Raw genomic sequence first — 20,249 nt, forward strand, 5'->3', positions numbered from 1 at the left:
GTAGCGGACGTGAGCGACAGGTGCAACGTTCTTACATAGGCGGGATCGGACGCGTCACGTGGCGTTCGAACGCGTAGGCGATACGGATGAGGTCTCGTTCCGCATAGCTCGTACCCGTGAATGACAGCCCGAAAGGTGCCCCGCTCTGTTTGAGCTTGTATGGGATCGTGACCGTCGGGTGCCCTGCCTTCGCCGCCATATCGTAATTCAAGTCGTGTGGCAACGCCAGGGCGTGAAGCGTTTGTTCCATCAATAAACGATCGAGGCCGTCAGTTTTCGCGTGCCGGACGTCGGCTAAGCGTCGCTCGAGGTAGCTCGACTCGGTCAAACGCCCTGATAACTGATTCGCTTTCTCGAACGTAACTTGTCCGTGCGGGATCGTTTCCGGGTGAAGCTTGTTCCAGTCCATCAAGTCCTTGAGCGTTTCATACGGGAGCGCTGTCGTCGCCAAATACGCCTCGATCCCGAGCTTGAACTCATGGTAGAGGACGTCGCCTTGGTCAAGTCCGTCGTTTGACGGCAGGTCGACTTCGACGAGCTCGACCCCGCTCGCTTTGAGTAACGCCAGCGCCGCTTGATAGAGCGTCTGTTCTTCATCCGACAGTTCCGCCTTCACGAAACCGACGCGCATGCCGACGGCTTGACGTTCGTCGAGACACGTCCGGTACGGTGGACCGGCCGGTAGATGTGTCGTCGCCGGGTCCGAGTCGTCTTCCCCGCACATCGCTTCTAGTGCGAGCACCGCGTCGCGGAGCGTCCGCGCCATCGGACCGGCCGTATCTTGCGACCGCGAAATCGGGATGATCCCACTCCGGCTGATGAGCCCGACCGTCGGTTTGATGCCGACGATGCCGTTATGGACGCTCGGGTGGATGATCGACCCGCTCGTCTCGCTGCCGACAGCGAGCATCGTCAAGTTCGCAGCGACCGCTGACGCCGAACCAGAACTCGAACCGCCGACGTCGAGATTGTCACCATACGGATTGAGCGTCTGGCCACCGACCCCGCTCCATCCGTTCGGCATGTCCTCAGTCAAAAAATTGGCCCATTCCGATAAATTGGCTTTGCCGAGAATGACCGCCCCGTGCTCACGGAGGCGACGGACGAGTTCAGCGTCACGACCCGCAAAGTGATGCTCGAGCGCCACGGCGCCGGCAGTAGTCCTCATGAGTCCCGCCGTCTCGATGTTGTCCTTGAGTAAAACGGGAATACCGAGGAGTGGCAGCCGGTCTCCGCGTCGGTAGGCACGGTCAGCCGCCTCAGCCTCGAACAACGCGTCCGGGTTCACTTGGATGACCGCTTTCAGTTTATCGTTCAAGCTAGCGATCCGTGTCAAATAGTAGGCCGTCACGTCCCGGGCCGTGAACGTCCCTTCTTTATATCCGCGCTGTGCGGTCTCGATGTCTAGTTCAAATAAGTCTTGCATCCAATTCCCTCCTTATAGGCAATGTTATTCGGTATTCGCTGAATGCATCGAATCTCCTTGTTTTTATCGCCATTGGATGTGCAACTTGTTACACTAGAAGAAACGTTATTGGAGGTAGCCATGTCCCGCTCTTACATCCTTGTTTTACTGTCCGTGTTCGCCCTGTTCTTTCTACAATTGTTCGGGGATGATTTGCCGTGGGCATTCCCTGCGTCCATCGCCCTCATTATCTTGATTGTTGGTGCCACGCTATTTCAACTTCGGCGCACACCAAATCGTTGACGTTTAAACGAGACAGATGATATGATGCTGTCACCAACTACATATCGATATCTTGAGTGAACGAGAGACCTGGCTCTACGACTTCACAGCAACCTACTTCGGCAAGGTGCTACTTCCAGCAAGGCATCGCCTTGGACGATATGACAAAACGCTCATGTCGATGACATGGGCGTTTTTTTGGAATGAACATGAGGGGGATTTTATTTTGGAAAAAGCTACATTCGCAGGTGGTTGTTTTTGGTGCATGGTGACACCGTTCGAGGAACAGCCAGGAATCGAAGGAATCGTATCCGGTTATACAGGCGGACACGTTAACAATCCGACGTATAAAGACGTCAAGACAGGCACGAGTGGTCACTACGAGGTCGTCGAGATCACGTTCGATCCTTCTCAATTCTCATATGAGCGCCTGCTCGAATTGTATTGGATTCAGACTGATCCGACCGACGACGGCGGCCAGTTCCAAGACCGCGGGCAACAATACGCGCCCGCCATCTTCTATCATACGGAAGAGCAACGCGTGGCGGCAGAACAGAGTCGCGACGCGCTCGCCGCGAGCGGAAAGTTCAAACAACCGATCGTGACGAAAATCTTACCGGCTGACGTCTTTTACCCGGCCGAAGACTATCATCAAGATTATCATAAAAAAAATCCGGCCCACTATAAAGCGGACCGGAAACAATCTGGCCGTGACGAGTTCATCGACCAGACGTGGACAAGCTGACAACGACGGGCCCCATGCCCGTCGTTTTTTTAGCTCTTGGCGAGCCCGAGCATGAATCCAGCGACCACGATCAGACCGATCCCCATAAAGACGAAGACACGTTCTTTCGACGTCTTTTCTTCTTTTAACAAGTAAATGCCACCGAGTGTCGCGACGACGACGTTCAGTTGAGACAAGGCGAACGACGTGGCGATGCCGACTTCTCCGCTCGAGACGAACAACCCGAAATTCCCGATGCCCCAGGCAAGCCCGGCGAAGATGTTCTTGAACGTCTTCGGATCAAATTTTTTCACATCTTTTTCACGAAGACTGAACAAGAGCGCGGCGATGAACATCCCGAGCGACTGCGGTAGGATGGCGGTGATGCCGTCGACTTCAAAGTAGTTGGTGAGGACGGCATACGTCACGTAACCGATGCTCGAAACGAGGAGCACGAGGAGCCCTTTTTTCAAAGCACTACTGCTGTCAGATTCTTTATTTTGTTGATATGACGTCATGACGGCCCCGATGATGATCAAAACGAGGGCCGAGAAGCCGAGCCATAGCTCGGTCGATGTCTTCCAGTCACCGAGAACGATGACTCCGAACAGTGATGTCCCGACAAGCTGCATCCCTGTACTGATCGGCATCGCTTTCGAGACGCTTAAAATTTGGAACGACTGGAACTGAAGGTACTGTCCGAGCGCCCAGAACACACCCGAAATGAAACCAGTCACGATCGCGAGCGTCGTGAACTCTGGTTTGAAGACGAGCGCGATGACAACCGCCATCACCATCGCGCCGATCGTCGTGCCGATCAATTGTTGAATCGGCTTGCCGCCGACAATAGATACGATAAGCGGGATACTCCCCCACATGAGTGCGGGCAGTAGCGCTAGCAAAATCATCTCCATACGTTGCACCTGCTTTCTTAATATAACATTCTGTCTATTCTTCCCGGCTCTAGCGCTCATTAAACTTCAAAAAAATGATTTTCAAACTTCTTTCGTTTTTCTTGTTGCCAAATCATTTATTAGAATGATATAATAATTTCCAACGGGGCATTAGCTCAGCTGGGAGAGCGCCACGCTGGCAGCGTGGAGGTCAGCGGTTCGAGCCCGCTATGCTCCATTCCTTAAGTCGGTCCACTGATGTGGGCCGGCTTTTTTGTGTCCCCGCCTCGGTTTAAGTCGACACGAACCGGGTAATGATTGTAAGACATCATTTATCTTAAGGGGGACTTCCAATGAACCGAGCCTCTGTCGAAGAGACGATTTTGGCCGTGATCGATTGTATCCGGGCGAGCAACCATTGCTTCTCGAAATGTTTACAAGAAGAAGACCTGCTGATGGTCTCGGAATGTATCCGGTTGACGAAAGAATGTGCCGAAGTCGCCACACTCACCTTGAACGCGCTCGAAACCGACTCTGCGTTCACAAGACCGATCGCGGCGCTCTGCGCGCAAGTGTGTGATACGTGTGCCGTCGAATGCGGGCGTCACTTATACGACCATTGCCAACGTTGCTCTGAGGCGTGCTTGCGCTGCGCCGAGGCGTGTCGGCACCTCTCGGCCGCATGATCGCTTTCCAGTCTAACCTTGTGTTAGACTTTTTTTGTACAGATTTTTAACGAAGAGAGGAACTTTTATGCCACATTCTATTCTAGCAATCGACGTCGAGACGGCCAATCGCGACAGTCGGAGCATCTGCTCTGTCGGTTGGAGTTTACTTACAGACGGTGAAGTCGTCGAGACGAACCAATTGCTCGTCAATCCTGAGGAAGACTTTGACCAAGGTAACATTCGCGTCCACGGGATTCGCCCGAGCGACGTCTGGGACGCCCCGGCATTGCCCGAAGTGCTCGAACAGCTCTATCCGACACTGAACGCCGTCGACGTCGTCATAGCCCATAACGCCGCGTTTGACATGGGTGCGCTCCGTAAAGCGATCGCCAAGTACGACTTGTTCACTTTCCCGACGATTGAATACGGCTGCACCGTTAAGTTGTCCCGCAAGCTATACCCGGGGCTACCGAACCATAAGTTGAACACGATGGCCGAGCATTTGAACGTCCCGTTCATCCACCACGATGCCGCCGAGGACGCCCGCGTCTGCGCCCTGCTCATGCGCGACATGATGATCAAGACCGGGATCACCGACGTGCGCGAGTTGCACCGCTACACGTCGGTCAAACTCGGAACGCTCGCTTATTGACGAAAGGCCCGACAGCTGTCGGGCCTTTTAGCGTTTGAAGATCCATCTCTTTTGGACGTAGTAACTCAATACGAACAACACACTGTCGACGGCGACCTTGAGGATGACCTCGCCGTCCCGGAACAGCAGGAACAACACGTAGACGAGACTCGCCGACAGCGCCATCTGCACAGCGACCAGCCCAAAGTATTTCAACATCGAGCGCTTCGCTTTCGATTTGAAGACGACTTTCCGGTTGACGTAATAATTGAATAACGAAGACACGATTCGCGCCAAAACCGTCGCCACGATGACATGGACTGATTCGAACCATGGATTCAATAAGAAAATCAACAACGCGTAAACGCCGATGTCCATTAAGAATGAAGCGACTGATGATAAAGAATAGGCCAAAAACATTCGATAAATGAGAATCGAATCGATGACTGGACGAAAATGTGAAGACGCGTTCTCGTCAACGTATACCGTTTCGATCGGTGTTTGATGAATCGGTACTTGCAATCGTTTCGTGAACGTCAACATGTTCATCTCGAACTCATAGCGGTTGCCCGGAATATCGATCAGTTGCTTGGCATAGCGGAGCGGAATCGCCCGCAGTCCGGTCTGTGTGTCGTTCAGACGGAGACCGCTGCCGAGCAACATGACAAATCTCGTCATTTGATTGCCGAACCGGCTCCGGAACGGAATCGCAGGCGACGAGAAATCACGACAACCCATGATCAGATGATGCGGCCACTTCACCCCTTCATCGTACAGGTTACGGACGTCCGCCGGCAGATGTTGTCCGTCCGCATCGACGGTGATCACGCCGGTCGTCTCCGGGTACGCATCGACGATGTGGCGGAGCCCGGTCTTTAGCGCTGCGCCTTTGCCGGCATTTTGTTCATGCTCGAGCACAGCGGAGACGTCCGCCTTTACGTCATCAAACACGGCACGGCACGTATCGGCACTGCCGTCGTTCACGACGATGACATGGACGAACCCTTTGTCCTTCAACTCCTGGACCAGTGTGACGAGCGCTTGATCAGGGTTATAGGCCGGTATTAATACGACATAGTCGTCTAAACGTTCCACGGCATGCATTTGCATCGCCACCCCTCCTTCTTTCCTCTTATACCCCAGTCAGACGAAAGTGATACCGAGACAAGAAAAAAACGTGATGGCTTTGCGCCATCACGTCAAACAGACGAGCTGATGATTCATCCGGTAAAGATGAGATATGAAGAAACGGCGTAGACGAAGACGACGAGAATCGAAGGAAGGGCGTATCTGACTTTCGATGTCACGTCTTTGCGAAGGACGCTGTACATGACCAAGATCGACAGAATCGTGATCCCGATCGCCGTGACCAAGTGTGATGCCGACACATCCGCTAAAATCGACCCGTTCTGATAAAATACGTCCGACATGGCGATGATGAGCATGTTGAAGATGTTGCTCCCTAAGATCGAGCCGAACGCCAAGTTGACGTTACCGAGTTTCAAGGCGACGAATACCGCGACCGCTTCAGGCAGCGACGTCGACGCCGCAATCAAGAAACTACCGACGAAGCTTGAACCGAGCCCTGTGACGACAGCAATCTGGTCACCCGTGATCGACAGCGCCGTCCCGGCCGCCATGATGACGAGTGCCGCGATAACAAACCCGACGCCGGCTTGTTTCACTGAAATCGTATCAGTCACGCTCGCACCGACTTCTTGCTCGACTTCTCGTTCGGCCGTCGGTTCTTGAGGCCGCTTCCCGATATAGTAAATCCCAATCGCATACAAGACGGCAATTAATATCGCGTCAATGCCAATGCCTAGTACCGTATAATCAATCCGGACGATGAGCGCGATCATCGTGACGAGCGTCAACATCAATCCGAGACTGGCCGTATACAGGTGGTCTCGACTTGCGTCATTGAACAGTCGCTTTTGACGATAAAATAGATCGAACATCGCCAAAATGAAGATGTTGAACAAGTTCGAACCGAGCATGTTCCCGATCGCGATATCCGGGTTGTTGATCAAGACGGCGGATACGCTCGTCGTCACTTCCGGAAGTGACGTCGCACCTGCAAGCAAGACCGTCCCGACGAGCATCCCGCTCATCGTCGACTTCTCACTGATGACATCAGCGTACGTCGATAATTTTATGGCAGCATACACTGTAATCGCAGCGGCCAAAATAAAGTAAATAAATACCATGTAAATTTTTCTCCCCTTTTCATGAATTCAAAAAGACCTTTTTATGGACGCCGAAAACGCATCCATAAAAAGGTCTTGCGGACTTGGTAAGAAGCTCGATGGACCGAGTGCATACGCACCGTAATGACGACCCATCGACCACGTTCGTGGTCGCTACTCCCCTTCTCATGTTCATGACGAATATAACACGTTCAAGGTCACTTGACAATCATTTCACTTCAACAACGTGATGACGTCCTCAGACCGGAGCGCGGCCCGGTAAGATAATTCGTTGATTGCTTGCAAGACGGGAATTGACAAGTCTTGTCTAAGACCGCTGTCTTGCAGTTGGTCTTTCAGCGTTTCGAGTTCAAGCCTTTCCGCTTCAGAGCCGTGACGATAGCCTTCCCGCATCGACTCGTTCAACTCGTAAGCAGTTTGACAAAGCGTCGACGACTCTTGGAGCCAATCGTCTTCGTGGAACCCATGCCCGATCACATCGAACAGTTTGTTCAACTTCTCGTCACGGTCTTCTTCGACACCGTAGAACAGCAAATTCAACTCGATCTCAAATTCATCGATCAAACTCGTCGTCTGACTGAAAGGCTGAAGCGCGTGGAGCAGCTCATGATAGTACCAAGACTGATCACGAAGTGGCCGCTTGAATCGTCCCCACACCTGCTTTCCTTCACGCTCAATGTCGAGTCGGATCGAGCGCAGATTATGTAACTTGTCTGCCGCTAGAAGCGCGACTTCATCATACTGGAGAGTGTGCACTTTCTGAATCGTCATCCGCTTACGTTCTTCCCACGAGTGATGCTTCCCCGGTTCCGAAACGGCTTGGACTAACCGGGCGACTTCTCGTCCGAACTCCTGTTCAATCTCCTCGGCCGTCGTCAGCGTGTCTTCTAGTAAGTCATGGAGCAGTCCGGCCGCTACGACCGGAATCGGCTGCCGGTCTTCGACGAGCAACATCGAGACGGCGACCGGGTGGGTCACATACGGAATGTTCGTCCCTTTGCGAAACTGTCCGTCATGACGGACGGCCGCAAAGCGTAAAGCCTCTTCGATCAGCTGGTGCACGACGCTTCCCCCTTCAAATTTGTTTACTCACTCCTTCCTGTTATACCCATGACTAGGACTTATCACTCACATCCGCATTTAAAATATAGGGTAATGGTCCTACCGGCAGACTTCATCAAGACTCGTAAATCATTTTCTTTGTCATTCCACCATCGACGACGAGGTTATGTCCGTTCACGAAATCGTTCATCGGATCGATCAAGTACGTAACGGCACGGACGATATCTGTCGTCGTACCGACCCGGCCCGACGGATGTTGACGATGGTCGACGTCTCGCAACGGTTCGTCGGACGTATGGATCCAACCTGGGCTGATCGCGTTCACCGTAACCGGTCGAGACGCGAGCGAGACGGCCATCGAATTGGTCAATGCGACAATCCCGCCTTTTGACGCTCCGTACGCTTCCCAGTCCGGCTCGTTTTGGTGCGCGCGCGTCGAGGCGAGATTGATGATGCGTCCATACTCCGCCCCTTCATTTAGCGTCAAAAATGCTTTTGAACAAGCAAACGTCCCGACAAGGTTGACATCGATGACATGTTTAAACGTCTCGACGTCCAACTCTTCAATCGGGGTCTCAAGTGACGACACGCCCCCATTATTGATTAGAATATGTACGACACCGAAGTCTTGTCCAATCTTCTTGAAAGTGTTGGACACGTCCTCATGGTTGCCTAAATCCATCTGTATGAACGTCACATCACGAAGCAACGGGTCCTCTCCAATGTCGAGTCCGATGACGTGATAAGACTCCGCAAAATGATGCGCGAGCGCGTAACCGATCCCTTGACTGACTCCTGTAATGATCATTGTCTGTTTCATCGTCTATCCCTCCTCGAAATCATTTACCCGGAATGTGCTTACTTAAGTCCTGCCGTACGCCAAAGCGTTTGATCGGACGTCGTCACGACCGTCGCTCCGGCCGCGAGTGCTTGCTCAACTTCGTCTAGCGACGTAATCAATCCGCCCGCGAACACGGGGATACCCGTCTGTTCTTTGACGAGCCGGATGTATTTAGGGACGAGCCCCGGCAAGACCTCGATGTAATCAGGTTGCGTCCGATTGATTAACCGATAGCTTTTTTCGAGCGAGCTCGAATCGATCAAAAATAGGCGTTGCACGGTCTTGACTTGTTTTTGTTTCGCCTTTAGGATCACATTCCCTTTCGTCGAGATGATGCCGTACGGTTTATACGACTGACAAATATATTCGGTCGCGAACTCGTCGGCCTTCAATCCTTGGATCAAATCGAGATGGACGAAGACCTGCTTACCGTGCGTCTCAAGCAACCGAAAGACCGCATCGAGACGCGATATGTGGATCTCAAGCAAGACGCCGATGGCGAATTCACTTTCCAGAAAAATTTCTACATCCCGCATATCACGAAGCGCGGGCAAAATCGATTGGTTCTCAAACATTTGGCCGCCACACCCTTTCCATTTTCTTTCATTATTCGGACAAAGGCTTTATGAAATCAAGGTTTATGAATTCAATATAGCGGGAAAACGATTACAACTTGTGTGGAGGGGGACTCATCTTATGGTAAATGAAGTCGAGGTACGGATTGAAACACCGACACCGGAGCAACATCAACAGCTCAGGGTCAAGGCCGGAATGCCAAAGCGTTCAGACAAAGGAACGATTAAAGGACTGGCCAACACGCTATTCGGTGTGTGCCTATATAGAAACGATGAGATGGTCGGCATGGGTCGCGTCGTCGGGGACGGGGGGATGGTATTCCATCTGGCCGATATCGTCGTCGACCCGGATTGCCAAGGCCTTGGGCTCGGGAAGCTGATCATGGAACATTTGATGGACTGGATCTTGAAAGAAGCGGACGAGACGGCCATCATCAGCTTGATTGCCGACATCCCGGCCGACGGGCTGTACAAGCATTTCGGTTTTGACTATTCGCGGCCAGAATCGGTCGGCATGGAGTACCAGTGGAATCAAGACTAGTCGCTGTGGACGGCGACTCGTCACAAAGGGGTGACGTATGGAACTATTGAATATTATCGTTTTACTCGGTTTAGGACTGACCGTCATCTCCGTTCTTAGCCTCATCATCGAGCGACTCTTCTTCCCGAGTATATTGGCATTTATCGCGATTGGGGTCGCCGTCGGCTTCTTCTGGGATGGGAACGAAGTGTTCAAGGTCGCCGGTGAGATTGGGATCATCTTATTGTTTTTCTTGCTCGGACTGAAGTTCCCGTTAACAGAGCTCGTCAAGCGAATGAAACAAGTTTGGAAAGCAGGCGTTTTAGACATCGTGCTCGCGTTTGGTGTCACGATCGGCATCGCTTTGCTGTTCGGGCTCGATTTTCCGCAAGCTTTCTTGATCGGGGCCGTCCTTTATGCGACGAGCTCGTCCATCTCGGCCCGGTTGCTCGAACGGAACCCGGACAAGCACGAAGATATTAAAGAATTCGTGCTCGCCTTGCTCATCTTTGAAGACATCTTCGCACCACTCATTTTGACCGTCGCTCCGTTCATCATTCAAGACGAACCGATTGCTTTCTCTGACATCGGCAAAGTGTTCGTCGGTTTCCTCGTGTTCGGGGTATTATTGTTTGTCGGATCACGCTTCGTCACGAAACAACCGAAGATCGCGAAGCACCTGCTACGTCAGGACGATGCGAGCATCGGCTTGATCGGCTTGATCTTATTCTTCGCGGGCATCGGCATGATATTCGGGTTATCGGAGATACTCGGAGCGTTCATCGCGGGGATCATGTTGGCCGGCATTCACGACGTCAGACCGTTGAAACGTCTGACCGTACCGGTCCGTGATTTGTTCTTACCGATTTTTTTCATCTCATTCGGAATCTCGATCAACCTCGAGCAAGGAGTGATCATCAACACGCTCTTCTTCGTCTTGATCGTCTGGGGCGTGCTGTCGAAGTGGATCGTCGGCCGTGTCGGCGGCAGGCTGTACGGGTTGACGCGGGTTCAAGCGAACGAAGCCGGTTTCTCGCTCGCACCTCGAGGCGAGTTCTCGATTCTTTTCACCGCGCTCTCGAACGGTGCCATCAACTTGTTCGTCGGATTATACATTTTCGTTTCCGCCATCATTGGCATCGTCTTGTTCCGCTTCTCTGAAAGTTTAGCGGCGAAGACGGAGCAGACGCTCAAAAGAGTCTTGCCCGAGGAAACTGATAGAAAACCTGACCAAACCGATAAAGGAGACTGAAAACTCATGGTTGAAGTTGCCTTCGTATGTATTCATAACTCATGCCGCTCTCAAATGGCAGAGGCGATCGGACGCGATGTGCTCGGAGATATCGCCCGCGTCCACTCAGCCGGCACGGAAGATTATCCGGAAGTAAAGCCGCTCGCGCTCGAGGCCGTCCGGGAGATCGGTCTTGATCCGTCGGGTCAACACCCGAAACGGCTTGACGAGATTCCGGACCGGCTCGACTATTTGATTACGATGGGTTGCGGGGTCGAGTGTCCGTACGTACCGACGACATATCGGGACGACTGGGGGCTCGACGACCCTTCCGGTCAGCCGCTCGAAGCGTTCCGGGAGACGCGTTCGCAAATCATCACGAAGATGAAGCAGTTGCGCGAACAGATTTTGAACGACTATCCTGAACTCCAAAAATAACGGGCCCTCTTAGGAGGACCCGTTTTTTAGTCGCCATCAAACCGACGACGCTTTGTTCGACTGTTTCCGTTTCCGCCGCTTCCGCCACAAGACGAAAGCGATGATCGCGATGACGAGAAGCGCGTACATCACGTATGAATACACGTCGAGATAGCCTAAGATCGATTCCCAGTTCTCCCCGACCCGAATTCCAATATAAATCAGAATCGAATTCCAAATCACCGTTCCGGCTGTGCTCAACAGCAAAAATTTAAGGAACGGCATGTTCGACATACCGGCCGGCAGCGAGATCAAACTCCGAACGACCGGCATGAGCCGACCAAAAAAGACCATCCAGCCGCCATAGCGGTCAAACCACGCGTCCGCTTTTCGGACGTCATCGATATCGAGTCGAATCCACTTCCCGTGTCGTTTCGTCCACCGCTCGATTTGTTCGACGTCTAAATATAATCCGATGCCATACAACAAGACCGCTCCTAAAATGGCACCCGCTGTCGCCGCCAAGACGACGACCCAGACAATCAAGTTTGTTTTGACCGCAAAGAACCCACCGAACAGCAAGACGACTTCTGACGGGATCGGCGGGAACACGTTCTCGATAAAGATCATGAACGCGATGCCGAAATAACCGTACTGTTCAATGATACTGATCATCCAATCTCGCATAAATCCATCAACCTCCAATATGACGTATTATACCCGTCCATGAACGTCGGCAATCGTTCCGACGTGCTAAAATGAATCGACAACGAAAAGGAGATGAAAGCAACATGGAAGAGACGTCACGCTGCCCTTGGTGCGGCACAGACCCGGACTACGTTCGGTATCATGACGAGGAATGGGGCAAGCCGGTCCACGATGACAAGAAACATTTCGAATGTTTGACGCTCGAGAGCGCGCAGGCAGGGCTCAGCTGGATCACCATCTTACGGAAGCGTGAGAACTATCGGCGCGCGTATGCCGATTTCGATGTCACGCGCGTCGCCGACTATACCGATGTCGACATCGAACGGCTGCTGTCAAACGATGGCATCGTCCGTAATCGCCGCAAGATTGAAGCGTCGATCAACAACGCCAAACGGTTTCTCGAGATCCAGCACGAGTTCGGTACATTCGATGCGTACATCTGGTCGTTCGTCGACGGAAGGGTCATCAACAACGACTGGACGTCGGTCGAAGAGGTTCCGGTGACGACGGAGCTATCGCATCGCTTGAGCACAGACTTGAAACGACGCGGCTTTAAATTTCTCGGTCCGACGACCGTTTACGCCCATCTGCAAGCGACCGGTCTAGTCAACGACCATCTGATCAACTGCCCCGCCAAATGATTTTTTGTTATTTTAGTCAATGATGAAAAATAAACGTGCAGCCGATTCAATTTTGTGACAAAATCTTGTCAAGGTATAAGATATAGATTTTGAAAACGTTTTCACAACTGAATGAGGGGGCTGTTACATGAACGGAATTTTAGTTTCCATCACGATTTACATGGTGCTCATGGTCGTACTTGGCGTCGTCGCCTATCGCCGTACAGAGAGCATCGGCGACTATATGCTCGGAGGAAGAGGGCTCGGTCCAGGCGTAGCCGCCTTGTCGGCCGGGGCATCTGACATGAGCGGTTGGCTACTGATGGGCTTGCCGGGCGCCATGTTCGCGACCGGTCTCTCGAGTGGGTGGATCGTCATCGGGTTGACGATCGGCGCCTACTTGAACTGGCTCCTCGTCGCCCCGCGTTTACGCACGTATTCGTATTTGTCAGAAGATGCGATCACGATTCCAGACTTCTTCGAAAAGCGGTTCAAAGATTCTCGGGGCACGCTGCGGACGTTCTCAGCCGCCGTCACCTTGATTTTCTTCACACTGTACGCGACGAGCGGATTCGTGGCCGGCGGCCGGTTGTTCAACGCCGTCTTCGGCATCGAATTTGTGACGGGCGTCTTGATTTTAGCGTCGATCATCATCCTGTATACGTTCATCGGCGGGTTCCTCGCTGTCAGTTGGACGGACTTCGTCCAAGGACTGATCATGTTGTTCGCGCTCATTTTCGTTCCGGCGATTGCGATCACGGCGACTGATGGCGTCTCGAACGCGCTCCAAACGATTGGTGATATCGATTCGGCGCTGCTCGATCCGTGGACGGGCCAATCGTTCATCGGGATTGTGTCTCTATTCGCCTGGGGGCTCGGTTACTTCGGACAACCACATATCATCGTCCGCTTTATGGCCATCGAAAAATTACAAGATATTAAGACCGCCCGCCGGATCGGTATCTCGTGGATGCTCTTCACCGTCGTCGGGGCGATGGCGACCGGATTGATCGGTCTCGCCTACTACACGCAGCAAGGACTTGAGATCGACAATCCAGAAAATATTTTCATCAATCTATCAGACCTATTATTCATCGACTTGATCACGGGCGTGTTACTCGCGGCACTGCTTGCCGCCATCATGTCGACCATCTCGTCGCAGTTGCTCGTCTCGTCTAGTGCGGCGACGACCGATTTCTATCAGAAGTTTTTCCGCAAACAGGCAGGTGACCGTGAACTCGTCATGGTCGGCCGGATCACCGTCATTCTCGTCTCGGTCATCTCGATTTGGCTCGCCTTCGGTGCTGATGATACGATCTTGAACCTCGTCGGCTACGCTTGGGCCGGTTTTGGTTCCTCGTTCGGCCCGCTCATCTTGTTCAGCTTGTTTTGGAAGCGGACGACGCGCCAAGGCGCACTCGCGGGCATGTTGACGGGTGCATTTATCGTCATCGTCTGGAAGAACTTCGCCAGCGACTGGTTCGGGACCGTCGGTGAACTGTATGAGATGATTCCAGCGTTCTTCTTGTCGGCGCTTGCCATCTATGTCGTCAGTTTGATGACACCGCCACCAAGCACGACAATCACGAACGAGTTTGAACAGATGGAGCACATATTGAAAAAAGAAGGCATCTGAACCGCATAAAGTACCGGGATCCACTACCCCGGTACTTTTTTGTCTGTCGTGACAAAAGGAGATTTAGCGCTTTTGCCGAACTCCTCTATATACACGTTCGATTTCAAACGAAAGGAAGTGACCACTCACTTGAAACGAGTGATCTTGCTAAAACAACCTGCCCTGCTTTTGTCCCTCCTTTTCCTGTTCGGCTGCACCTCAGCCGATGTCGAAACTACGCAACCCGAGCAAACTGAGAATCCGCCGGTCGAGACGGAACAACCGGTTGATACCGTGCCCGAAGAACCGGAACCGGTCGTGACGACGACGTCCATTTACGCGATCGGCGATATTTTATTGCACGACTCCGTCTACAACGCCGCCAAGAGCGGTGACGGCTATGACTTCACCCCCGCGTTTGAAAAAGTTGCGCCCGCTTTGGCCGAAGCCGACATTACCGTTGCCAACCAAGAGAGCATGATTGGCGGCAGTGACATCGGGTTGTCGAGTTACCCTGCCTTCAATAGCCCCTACGAGATCGGTGATGCGTTGCAAGAAGCAGGCATCGACCTCGTGACGACAGCGAACAATCACACGCTCGACCGCGGCGTGAAAGCGATTGAGAATTCAATCGCCTACTGGAACTCGATCGATATGCCGTATACCGGTTCGTTCTTATCCGAAGCAGATAAAGCCAACGTCCGGACGCTGACCGCGAACGACATCTCGTTTGCGTTCCTCGCCTACACGTATGGGACGAACGGTGTCGTGCCGAAGCAGCCGTATCACGTCAATTACATTGACGTCGAAGCGATGAAACGAGATATCGAGGCGGCCGAGCAAACCGCCGAGCTGACCGTCGTCGCACTCCACTTCGGGAATGAGTATGAGCCGCTCCCGAACGAAACGCAAGAAACACTCGTCCAACAACTGTCCGATCTTGGTGTCGATATCATCATCGGCCATCATCCGCACGTCCTGCAGCCGACGGCCTGGGTCGACGGCGCTGCAGGCAATCGAACGTTCGTCGCCTACTCACTCGGGAACTTCTTGTCTGGCCAGCAAGGCGATGAGCGGAATACGGGCGGCATCGTCGGTATCGACATCGTCAAGACAACCATCGACGGCGAATCGACGTTTGAGCTCACGAACCCGATGTTCTATCCGACGTTCACACGGCAATCGAGCGCGGGCCATTTCGAGGTCGTCCCTCTCCAGTCCGCCAAACCTGAGCTATTCAACGAGACGAGCGAGCATATGAAACAATGGATGCCAGAACTCGAGATCATTCAGTGACGAACCACTTTTCATAAGTGGTTCTTTTTTTTTTAGGAAAACCATTGCTTTCCACCCCATCATCCTTTAATGTAAGTTGTATATTTATAAAAACAGATGAATAATTATGTATAAGGGGTGCAACGAAATGAAACAAAAACTCGTATTAGCTTATTCAGGTGGATTGGATACTTCGGTCGCCATCAAATGGTTGAACGAACAAGGGTATGACGTCATCGCTTGTTGTTTGAACGTCGGGGAAGGCAAAAATTTGGAGCATATCCAACAGAAAGCGCTCAAGGTCGGCGCCGTCAAATCAGTCGTCATCGATGCCGTTGATGAGTTCGTCAATGACTTCGCTCGTTACTCGATGCAGGCTCACACGATGTACGAAGGTGTCTATCCGCTCGTCTCCGCCTTATCACGGCCGCTCATCTCGAAAAAGCTAGTCGAGGTCGCACAAGCCGAAGGAGCCGTCGCTGTCGCTCACGGCTGTACCGGCAAAGGCAACGATCAAGTCCGGTTCGAAGTATCGATCCACGCGCTCGACCCGTCGCTCGAAATCATCGCACCGGTCCGGGAATGGAAATGGTCGCGGGAGGAAGAAATCGCCTACGCCGCCAAACACGATATCCCGATTCCGATCGTGCAAGCAGAACCGTTCTCGATCGACCAAAATATTTGGGGTCGTGCCGTCGAGTGTGGCATCCTCGAAGACCCGTGGGCCGCTCCGCCAGCAAGCGCCTATGAATTGACGGCGCCGCTCGAGGATACGCCGCATGAACCAACGTACGTCGAGATTGAATTCAAACAAGGCGTCCCGGTCGCCCTCGATGGGAAACCAGCGACGTTCACGTCGATCCTTGAACAATTAAACATCGCCGCCGGCGCCCACGGGATCGGCAAGATCGATCATATCGAGAACCGGGTCGTCGGTATCAAGTCGCGTGAAGTGTATGAGGCACCTGGGGCGATGACGTTGATCACGGCACACCACGCGCTCGAGGCGTTGACGCTCGTTCGTGAAGTCGCCCATTTCAAGCCGATCGTCGAACAAAAATTGACCGAGACGATCTATAATGGCCTGTGGTATTCACCGCTCACGAAAGCACTCCTCGCCTTCATCGATGAGACACAACAGACGGTGACCGGAACGGTGCGGATGAAACTGTTCAAAGGTCAAGCCATCGTCGACGGACGGAAGTCGCCGATCTCGCTCTATGATGAACAACTTGCCACGTACACGTCAGCCGATACGTTCGACCAACAGGCTGCCGTCGGCTTCATCAAACTTTGGGGCCTACCGACAAAAGTCCAGGCCGAAGTGTTAGCCGAGAAAGGATTGATGCCCCATGAGTAAACTATGGGGGGGACGGTTCGAGCAGACAGCGAGCGAATGGGTCGATGAGTTTGGTGCCTCGATCCATTTCGACGCCCAGCTCGTGCTAGAAGATATCGAAGGGAGCATCGCCCATGTGACGATGCTCGGGGACCAGCACATTTTAACCGCTGACGAGTCCGAACAGATCATCGGCGGTCTGAACACCCTCGCTGAGAAAGCACAAGCCGGCGAGCTGTCGTTCAGCGTGTTCCATGAAGACATCCACATGAACCTCGAGTCGTTACTTCGCGAGGAAATCGGTCCGGTCGCCGGGAAGATGCATACGGCACGCAGTCGAAACGACCAAGTTGCGACCGACATGCACCTGTATTTGAAGCGTCGCGTCGGTGAGACGATCGAAGGCATTGAAGCACTACAGACGGCGCTCTATAACCATGCGGCAAACAACGTCGAGACAATCATGCCAGGCTACACGCACTTGCAACGGGCACAACCGGTCTCGCTCGCCCACCATTTGCTCGCATATTTTTGGATGCTCGACCGTGACAAGGAACGCTTCAGTGACAGTTTGAAACGGATCGATATGAGTCCGCTCGGTGCCGGTGCGCTCGCCGGGACGACGTTCCCGATCGACCGTCATCGGTCGGCCGAGCTGCTCGGTTTCAGTCGGGTCTATCCGAACAGCCTCGACGCGGTCAGCGACCGTGATTTCATCTTAGAATATTTATCAAACGCATCACTCCTGATGATGCACTTGTCACGGTTTTGCGAGGAACTTATTTTGTGGAGCAGCGAAGAATTTAAATTCATCACGATCTCAGACGTGTTCTCGACCGGTTCGAGCATGATGCCGCAAAAGAAAAACCCCGACATGGCCGAGCTCGTCCGCGGCAAATCGGGTCGTGTCATCGGTAACCTGATGGGTCTACTCACGATCATGAAAGGTCTACCGCTCGCTTACAACAAGGACTTGCAAGAAGATAAGGAAGGTATGTTCGACACGGTCAAGACACTTCAAGGTAGTTTGAGCATCATGACCGGCATGATTCAAGACATGACGTTCCACGCCGACACGATGAAACAAGCGACCGAGCGCGATTTTTCGAACGCGACCGAGCTCGCCGACTACTTGACCGCGAAAGGACTGCCGTTCCGCGAGGCCCACGAAGTGACGGGTACGCTCGTCCGCTACTGTATCGAGCAGCGCCTCTACTTGTCAGAGCTTCCTTTAGAGACGTATCAAACTCACTCCACTTTGATCGGGACTGACGTCTACGAGGCACTCTCACCGGTCACGGCCGTCAAACGCCGGAATAGCTACGGCGGGACCGGCTTCGATGCGGTACGGACGCAACTTACGGAAGCGGCCACCAAACTTCATCAACCAACGAGTTGACACGAAAGCACCTGGCCAATCATGACCAGGTGCTCATTTTATGCTTGCCAACGTAAATCACTAGATGTTAACCTATATGTAGTCAACGTTAACAGAAATGAGGTTTACATATGAAAATTCATGATTTGACACAAGTGGCCATCGGTGCCGCATTGCTAGCTAGTATCGGTTCTGTCGCCATCCCGATCGGACCCGTCCCGATCACGCTACAAATGCTCGGCATCATGACGATCGGCGCCATTCTCGGTGCCAAAAAAGGCGGACTCGCCGTCGTCGTCTATCTACTTCTCGGAATGATCGGTCTCCCGGTGCTCAGCGGTTCCGGCGGCTTGGCTCCGTTCGTCGGCCCGACGGTCGGTTATTTGATCGCGTTCCCAATTGCTGCTTACTTGATCGGGTGGTTGTCGGAGCGATATCGCTCTTTCCCCGCCCTCGTTGCCTACAACTTGTTGATTGGTCTCGGTTTCGTCTATCTCGTCGGCAGCCTTGGCCTCCAAGCCGTATTCGGTCTATCGTTTATCGATGCGCTTAAAGTGAACATCCCGTTCATCTTCGGCGACGTCATTAAAGCGGTGCTCGCCGCAGCCATCGCCGTCAAAGTCTCGGCAAATTCGCAAGTCCGACGTTTACTTGCTTCGTGAGTGTTCAAACGTTTCGCCTTCTTCCTTATGTGGAACTTATATAGTATGGAAGGGGGGTGTCCTTATGAGCGATTCAACGTTTAAAAAACGCTTGATGAAAGCGACCCATCTCCATCGCTCCACAAAAGGACCAAAGCGCGGCAAAGATGAATCGCGTGATGAGAAACGCGACACAGAGGCGTTCGAACGACGACTCCGTGAAGCGAAGAGCAAAGTCGGCGAAATCCAAGAAAACATTGATCATATTTCTAGACGCTAAAAACCCCGTCCACGGACGGGGTTTTGTTGTCATTTCTTTCGTCGCGGCCGGATGAACAGTGCGACGATGAACGAAAGCGCCAGGACGACGAGCAGTCCGAGCGAGATGTCATTGAAGCCGAGCAGGTTAAGGGTGACGCTGATGGCGACGGCGACGTAAAATCCGCCGAGCGCTTTCTTGACGAGCTGCGAACTGAACCGTTGTAACTGCTTCGCCCCGATCGGCGAACCGATCATCGCACCGGCAATAAGCGCCAAACCGTGCCAATAGTTCGTATCAGCACCGGCGACCGCGTAATTGATCACGCCCGAGACGACGATGAGGAACGCCGCGGCGATACTCGTCCCGACAGCCCGTTTCATCTCGGTGTTGAGCAGTTTGACTTGGAGCGGGGTCAATACGAACCCGCCGCTGACGCCCATGAGTGACGAGATGAATCCGCCGAACAGACCGATAAAACCGAGTCGTGGCACCGATTCCGATCCGATACTTCCCTCCTCATGTTGCTTCGAACGGAAAAACGAGACGGCGAAGTATGTGAGTAGCGCGATGTAGGCGAGCGAGATAACGGGCTTCGCACCGTCGAGCGTCTCTAAGTAAAAGACGAGCGGCGTCGCCACCCACGTCCCGACGACCCCGAACGCCCCGATCAAGAGGGCGTGTTTTGGATTGACGTTTTTCAGTTTGAGATGTGAAATCGTCCCGGCCGTCGTCGACCCGAGCGTCAGCATCAAGCTGAGCGCGATGGCCGCACTCGCCTCATATCCGAAGACGAGTAAGAGCGGCGTGAGTAAGATACCGCCCCCGATGCCGAAGAATCCGCTCAAAATCCCGATGAGCGTTCCGAGCAGTAAAAATGATAGTAACGCAGTGACATCCATATAGAACCCTTCTTTCATTCATTCTCGTTAGCAATCATATCAAAAAGGAGCGC

23 protein-coding genes, 1 tRNA gene and 1 riboswitch are annotated in these 20,249 nt (G+C 53.0%); of the genes, 15 read left to right on the top strand and 9 right to left on the bottom strand.

Going from position 1 to position 20,249, the window contains the following annotated elements; genetic code table 11:
* Nucleotides 1–31: 31 nt before the first annotated feature.
* Nucleotides 32–1,426 carry an amidase family protein gene (locus tag EVJ23_RS00295; RefSeq protein WP_131463578.1) on the bottom strand — a complete coding sequence of 465 codons (1,395 nt, stop codon included), beginning with the start codon at nt 1,424–1,426 and terminating at the stop codon, nt 32–34.
* A 120-nt stretch (nt 1,427–1,546) separates the two neighbouring features.
* Here EVJ23_RS00295 and EVJ23_RS15250 point away from each other — a divergent pair, with 120 nt between their 5' ends.
* Nucleotides 1,547–1,708, top strand: a complete 162-nt coding sequence (locus tag EVJ23_RS15250; protein ID WP_173647367.1) for a hypothetical protein — start codon at nt 1,547–1,549, stop codon at nt 1,706–1,708.
* A gap of 44 nt (nt 1,709–1,752) precedes the next feature.
* Nucleotides 1,753–1,852: riboswitch (SAM riboswitch) on the top strand.
* A gap of 61 nt (nt 1,853–1,913) precedes the next feature.
* Nucleotides 1,914–2,432: a peptide-methionine (S)-S-oxide reductase MsrA gene (msrA, locus tag EVJ23_RS00300; RefSeq protein WP_131463580.1), complete on the top strand. Its 519-nt coding sequence runs from the start codon at nt 1,914–1,916 to the stop codon at nt 2,430–2,432.
* Nucleotides 2,433–2,461: 29 nt separating this feature from the next.
* Here msrA and EVJ23_RS00305 read toward each other — a convergent pair whose 3' ends face one another.
* Nucleotides 2,462–3,325: a GRP family sugar transporter gene (locus EVJ23_RS00305; protein WP_070327190.1), complete on the bottom strand. Its 864-nt coding sequence runs from the start codon at nt 3,323–3,325 to the stop codon at nt 2,462–2,464.
* 144 nt (nt 3,326–3,469) lie between these two features.
* Between EVJ23_RS00305 and EVJ23_RS00310 the strand changes: the two genes are divergently transcribed.
* The 3 genes from EVJ23_RS00310 (at nt 3,470) to EVJ23_RS00320 (ending at nt 4,624) form a co-directional block, all read left to right on the top strand.
* Nucleotides 3,470–3,542, top strand: a tRNA-Ala gene (locus EVJ23_RS00310).
* 115 nt (nt 3,543–3,657) lie between these two features.
* A complete protein-coding gene (locus tag EVJ23_RS00315) occupies nt 3,658–3,990 on the top strand; it encodes a four-helix bundle copper-binding protein (protein ID WP_131463583.1) in 333 nt (110 codons plus the stop codon).
* Between the two features lie 67 nt (nt 3,991–4,057).
* Nucleotides 4,058–4,624, top strand: coding sequence for a 3'-5' exonuclease (locus EVJ23_RS00320; RefSeq protein WP_131463585.1), 567 nt, complete (start codon nt 4,058–4,060; stop codon nt 4,622–4,624).
* A 27-nt stretch (nt 4,625–4,651) separates the two neighbouring features.
* Here the strand turns inward: EVJ23_RS00320 and EVJ23_RS00325 are convergent, their stop codons facing one another.
* The 5 genes from EVJ23_RS00325 to EVJ23_RS00345 form a co-directional block, all read right to left on the bottom strand.
* Nucleotides 4,652–5,713 carry a bifunctional glycosyltransferase family 2/GtrA family protein gene (locus EVJ23_RS00325; RefSeq protein ID WP_131463586.1) on the bottom strand — a complete coding sequence of 354 codons (1,062 nt, stop codon included), beginning with the start codon at nt 5,711–5,713 and terminating at the stop codon, nt 4,652–4,654.
* A gap of 110 nt (nt 5,714–5,823) precedes the next feature.
* Nucleotides 5,824–6,813, bottom strand: a complete 990-nt coding sequence (locus EVJ23_RS00330; RefSeq protein WP_070327186.1) for a sodium:calcium antiporter — start codon at nt 6,811–6,813, stop codon at nt 5,824–5,826.
* Nucleotides 6,814–7,026: 213 nt separating this feature from the next.
* Nucleotides 7,027–7,875 carry an HD domain-containing protein gene (locus tag EVJ23_RS00335; protein ID WP_131463588.1) on the bottom strand — a complete coding sequence of 283 codons (849 nt, stop codon included), beginning with the start codon at nt 7,873–7,875 and terminating at the stop codon, nt 7,027–7,029.
* Between the two features lie 115 nt (nt 7,876–7,990).
* On the bottom strand, nt 7,991–8,695 hold the full coding sequence (locus EVJ23_RS00340) for an SDR family NAD(P)-dependent oxidoreductase (RefSeq protein WP_131463590.1): 705 nt from the start codon (nt 8,693–8,695) through the stop codon (nt 7,991–7,993).
* 38 nt (nt 8,696–8,733) lie between these two features.
* Nucleotides 8,734–9,291 (bottom strand): glycerol-3-phosphate responsive antiterminator, encoded by a 558-nt coding sequence (locus EVJ23_RS00345; RefSeq protein WP_131463592.1) that lies wholly within the window; start codon nt 9,289–9,291, stop codon nt 8,734–8,736.
* Between the two features lie 121 nt (nt 9,292–9,412).
* Here EVJ23_RS00345 and EVJ23_RS00350 point away from each other — a divergent pair, with 121 nt between their 5' ends.
* From EVJ23_RS00350 to EVJ23_RS00360, 3 genes are read left to right on the top strand one after another with little or no spacing between them, the layout of a single operon-like run.
* Nucleotides 9,413–9,832 carry a GNAT family N-acetyltransferase gene (locus tag EVJ23_RS00350; RefSeq protein WP_070327182.1) on the top strand — a complete coding sequence of 140 codons (420 nt, stop codon included), beginning with the start codon at nt 9,413–9,415 and terminating at the stop codon, nt 9,830–9,832.
* 37 nt (nt 9,833–9,869) lie between these two features.
* Nucleotides 9,870–11,063 carry a cation:proton antiporter gene (locus EVJ23_RS00355; RefSeq protein ID WP_131463594.1) on the top strand — a complete coding sequence of 398 codons (1,194 nt, stop codon included), beginning with the start codon at nt 9,870–9,872 and terminating at the stop codon, nt 11,061–11,063.
* 6 nt (nt 11,064–11,069) lie between these two features.
* Nucleotides 11,070–11,480 (top strand): arsenate reductase ArsC, encoded by a 411-nt coding sequence (locus tag EVJ23_RS00360; protein WP_131463596.1) that lies wholly within the window; start codon nt 11,070–11,072, stop codon nt 11,478–11,480.
* Between the two features lie 36 nt (nt 11,481–11,516).
* On the opposite strand, the gene EVJ23_RS00365 is transcribed toward EVJ23_RS00360, so the two are convergent.
* Nucleotides 11,517–12,146 carry a DedA family protein gene (locus tag EVJ23_RS00365; RefSeq protein ID WP_131463598.1) on the bottom strand — a complete coding sequence of 210 codons (630 nt, stop codon included), beginning with the start codon at nt 12,144–12,146 and terminating at the stop codon, nt 11,517–11,519.
* A gap of 104 nt (nt 12,147–12,250) precedes the next feature.
* On the opposite strand from EVJ23_RS00365, the gene EVJ23_RS00370 reads away from it, so the two are divergent.
* From EVJ23_RS00370 to EVJ23_RS00400, 7 genes are all read left to right on the top strand, one after another.
* Complete coding sequence (locus EVJ23_RS00370) at nt 12,251–12,808, top strand: DNA-3-methyladenine glycosylase I (protein WP_070327178.1); 558 nt, start codon at nt 12,251–12,253, stop codon at nt 12,806–12,808.
* Between the two features lie 127 nt (nt 12,809–12,935).
* Complete coding sequence (gene putP, locus EVJ23_RS00375; RefSeq protein ID WP_131463601.1) at nt 12,936–14,423, top strand: sodium/proline symporter PutP; 1,488 nt, start codon at nt 12,936–12,938, stop codon at nt 14,421–14,423.
* A gap of 138 nt (nt 14,424–14,561) precedes the next feature.
* Nucleotides 14,562–15,698 (top strand): CapA family protein, encoded by a 1,137-nt coding sequence (locus EVJ23_RS00380; protein ID WP_236633716.1) that lies wholly within the window; start codon nt 14,562–14,564, stop codon nt 15,696–15,698.
* A 127-nt stretch (nt 15,699–15,825) separates the two neighbouring features.
* Nucleotides 15,826–17,037: an argininosuccinate synthase gene (locus EVJ23_RS00385; protein ID WP_070327175.1), complete on the top strand. Its 1,212-nt coding sequence runs from the start codon at nt 15,826–15,828 to the stop codon at nt 17,035–17,037.
* Nucleotides 17,030–18,415 (top strand): argininosuccinate lyase, encoded by a 1,386-nt coding sequence (gene argH / locus EVJ23_RS00390; protein WP_070327174.1) that lies wholly within the window; start codon nt 17,030–17,032, stop codon nt 18,413–18,415. The genes EVJ23_RS00385 and argH overlap by 8 nt, the downstream gene beginning before the upstream one ends.
* A gap of 110 nt (nt 18,416–18,525) precedes the next feature.
* The gene (locus EVJ23_RS00395; RefSeq protein WP_016510846.1) at nt 18,526–19,056 is read left to right on the top strand and encodes a biotin transporter BioY; all 531 of its coding nucleotides are present in this window, start codon (nt 18,526–18,528) and stop codon (nt 19,054–19,056) included.
* Between the two features lie 64 nt (nt 19,057–19,120).
* A complete protein-coding gene (locus tag EVJ23_RS00400; RefSeq protein WP_016510851.1) occupies nt 19,121–19,315 on the top strand; it encodes a hypothetical protein in 195 nt (64 codons plus the stop codon).
* A gap of 29 nt (nt 19,316–19,344) precedes the next feature.
* Here EVJ23_RS00400 and EVJ23_RS00405 read toward each other — a convergent pair whose 3' ends face one another.
* Nucleotides 19,345–20,196 (bottom strand): sulfite exporter TauE/SafE family protein, encoded by an 852-nt coding sequence (locus tag EVJ23_RS00405; protein ID WP_131463605.1) that lies wholly within the window; start codon nt 20,194–20,196, stop codon nt 19,345–19,347.
* Nucleotides 20,197–20,249: the final 53 nt, after the last annotated feature.

Source organism: Exiguobacterium sp. SH1S1 (assembly GCF_004337245.1).
Lineage (GTDB): Bacteria > Bacillota > Bacilli > Exiguobacteriales > Exiguobacteriaceae > Exiguobacterium > Exiguobacterium aurantiacum_A.

Coding starts and splice junctions, on each gene's coding strand:
- EVJ23_RS00295 (WP_131463578.1), bottom strand. CDS start 1,426: ATGCAAGACTTATTTGAACTAGACATCGAGACCGCACAGCGCGGATAT.
- EVJ23_RS15250 (WP_173647367.1), top strand. CDS start 1,547: ATGTCCCGCTCTTACATCCTTGTTTTACTGTCCGTGTTCGCCCTGTTC.
- EVJ23_RS00305 (WP_070327190.1), bottom strand. CDS start 3,325: ATGGAGATGATTTTGCTAGCGCTACTGCCCGCACTCATGTGGGGGAGT.
- EVJ23_RS00315 (WP_131463583.1), top strand. CDS start 3,658: ATGAACCGAGCCTCTGTCGAAGAGACGATTTTGGCCGTGATCGATTGT.
- EVJ23_RS00320 (WP_131463585.1), top strand. CDS start 4,058: ATGCCACATTCTATTCTAGCAATCGACGTCGAGACGGCCAATCGCGAC.
- EVJ23_RS00325 (WP_131463586.1), bottom strand. CDS start 5,713: ATGCAAATGCATGCCGTGGAACGTTTAGACGACTATGTCGTATTAATA.
- EVJ23_RS00330 (WP_070327186.1), bottom strand. CDS start 6,813: ATGGTATTTATTTACTTTATTTTGGCCGCTGCGATTACAGTGTATGCT.
- EVJ23_RS00340 (WP_131463590.1), bottom strand. CDS start 8,695: ATGAAACAGACAATGATCATTACAGGAGTCAGTCAAGGGATCGGTTAC.
- EVJ23_RS00345 (WP_131463592.1), bottom strand. CDS start 9,291: ATGTTTGAGAACCAATCGATTTTGCCCGCGCTTCGTGATATGCGGGAT.
- EVJ23_RS00350 (WP_070327182.1), top strand. CDS start 9,413: ATGGTAAATGAAGTCGAGGTACGGATTGAAACACCGACACCGGAGCAA.
- EVJ23_RS00355 (WP_131463594.1), top strand. CDS start 9,870: ATGGAACTATTGAATATTATCGTTTTACTCGGTTTAGGACTGACCGTC.
- EVJ23_RS00360 (WP_131463596.1), top strand. CDS start 11,070: ATGGTTGAAGTTGCCTTCGTATGTATTCATAACTCATGCCGCTCTCAA.
- EVJ23_RS00365 (WP_131463598.1), bottom strand. CDS start 12,146: ATGCGAGATTGGATGATCAGTATCATTGAACAGTACGGTTATTTCGGC.
- EVJ23_RS00370 (WP_070327178.1), top strand. CDS start 12,251: ATGGAAGAGACGTCACGCTGCCCTTGGTGCGGCACAGACCCGGACTAC.
- putP (WP_131463601.1), top strand. CDS start 12,936: ATGAACGGAATTTTAGTTTCCATCACGATTTACATGGTGCTCATGGTC.
- EVJ23_RS00385 (WP_070327175.1), top strand. CDS start 15,826: ATGAAACAAAAACTCGTATTAGCTTATTCAGGTGGATTGGATACTTCG.
- argH (WP_070327174.1), top strand. CDS start 17,030: ATGAGTAAACTATGGGGGGGACGGTTCGAGCAGACAGCGAGCGAATGG.
- EVJ23_RS00395 (WP_016510846.1), top strand. CDS start 18,526: ATGAAAATTCATGATTTGACACAAGTGGCCATCGGTGCCGCATTGCTA.
- EVJ23_RS00400 (WP_016510851.1), top strand. CDS start 19,121: ATGAGCGATTCAACGTTTAAAAAACGCTTGATGAAAGCGACCCATCTC.
- EVJ23_RS00405 (WP_131463605.1), bottom strand. CDS start 20,196: ATGGATGTCACTGCGTTACTATCATTTTTACTGCTCGGAACGCTCATC.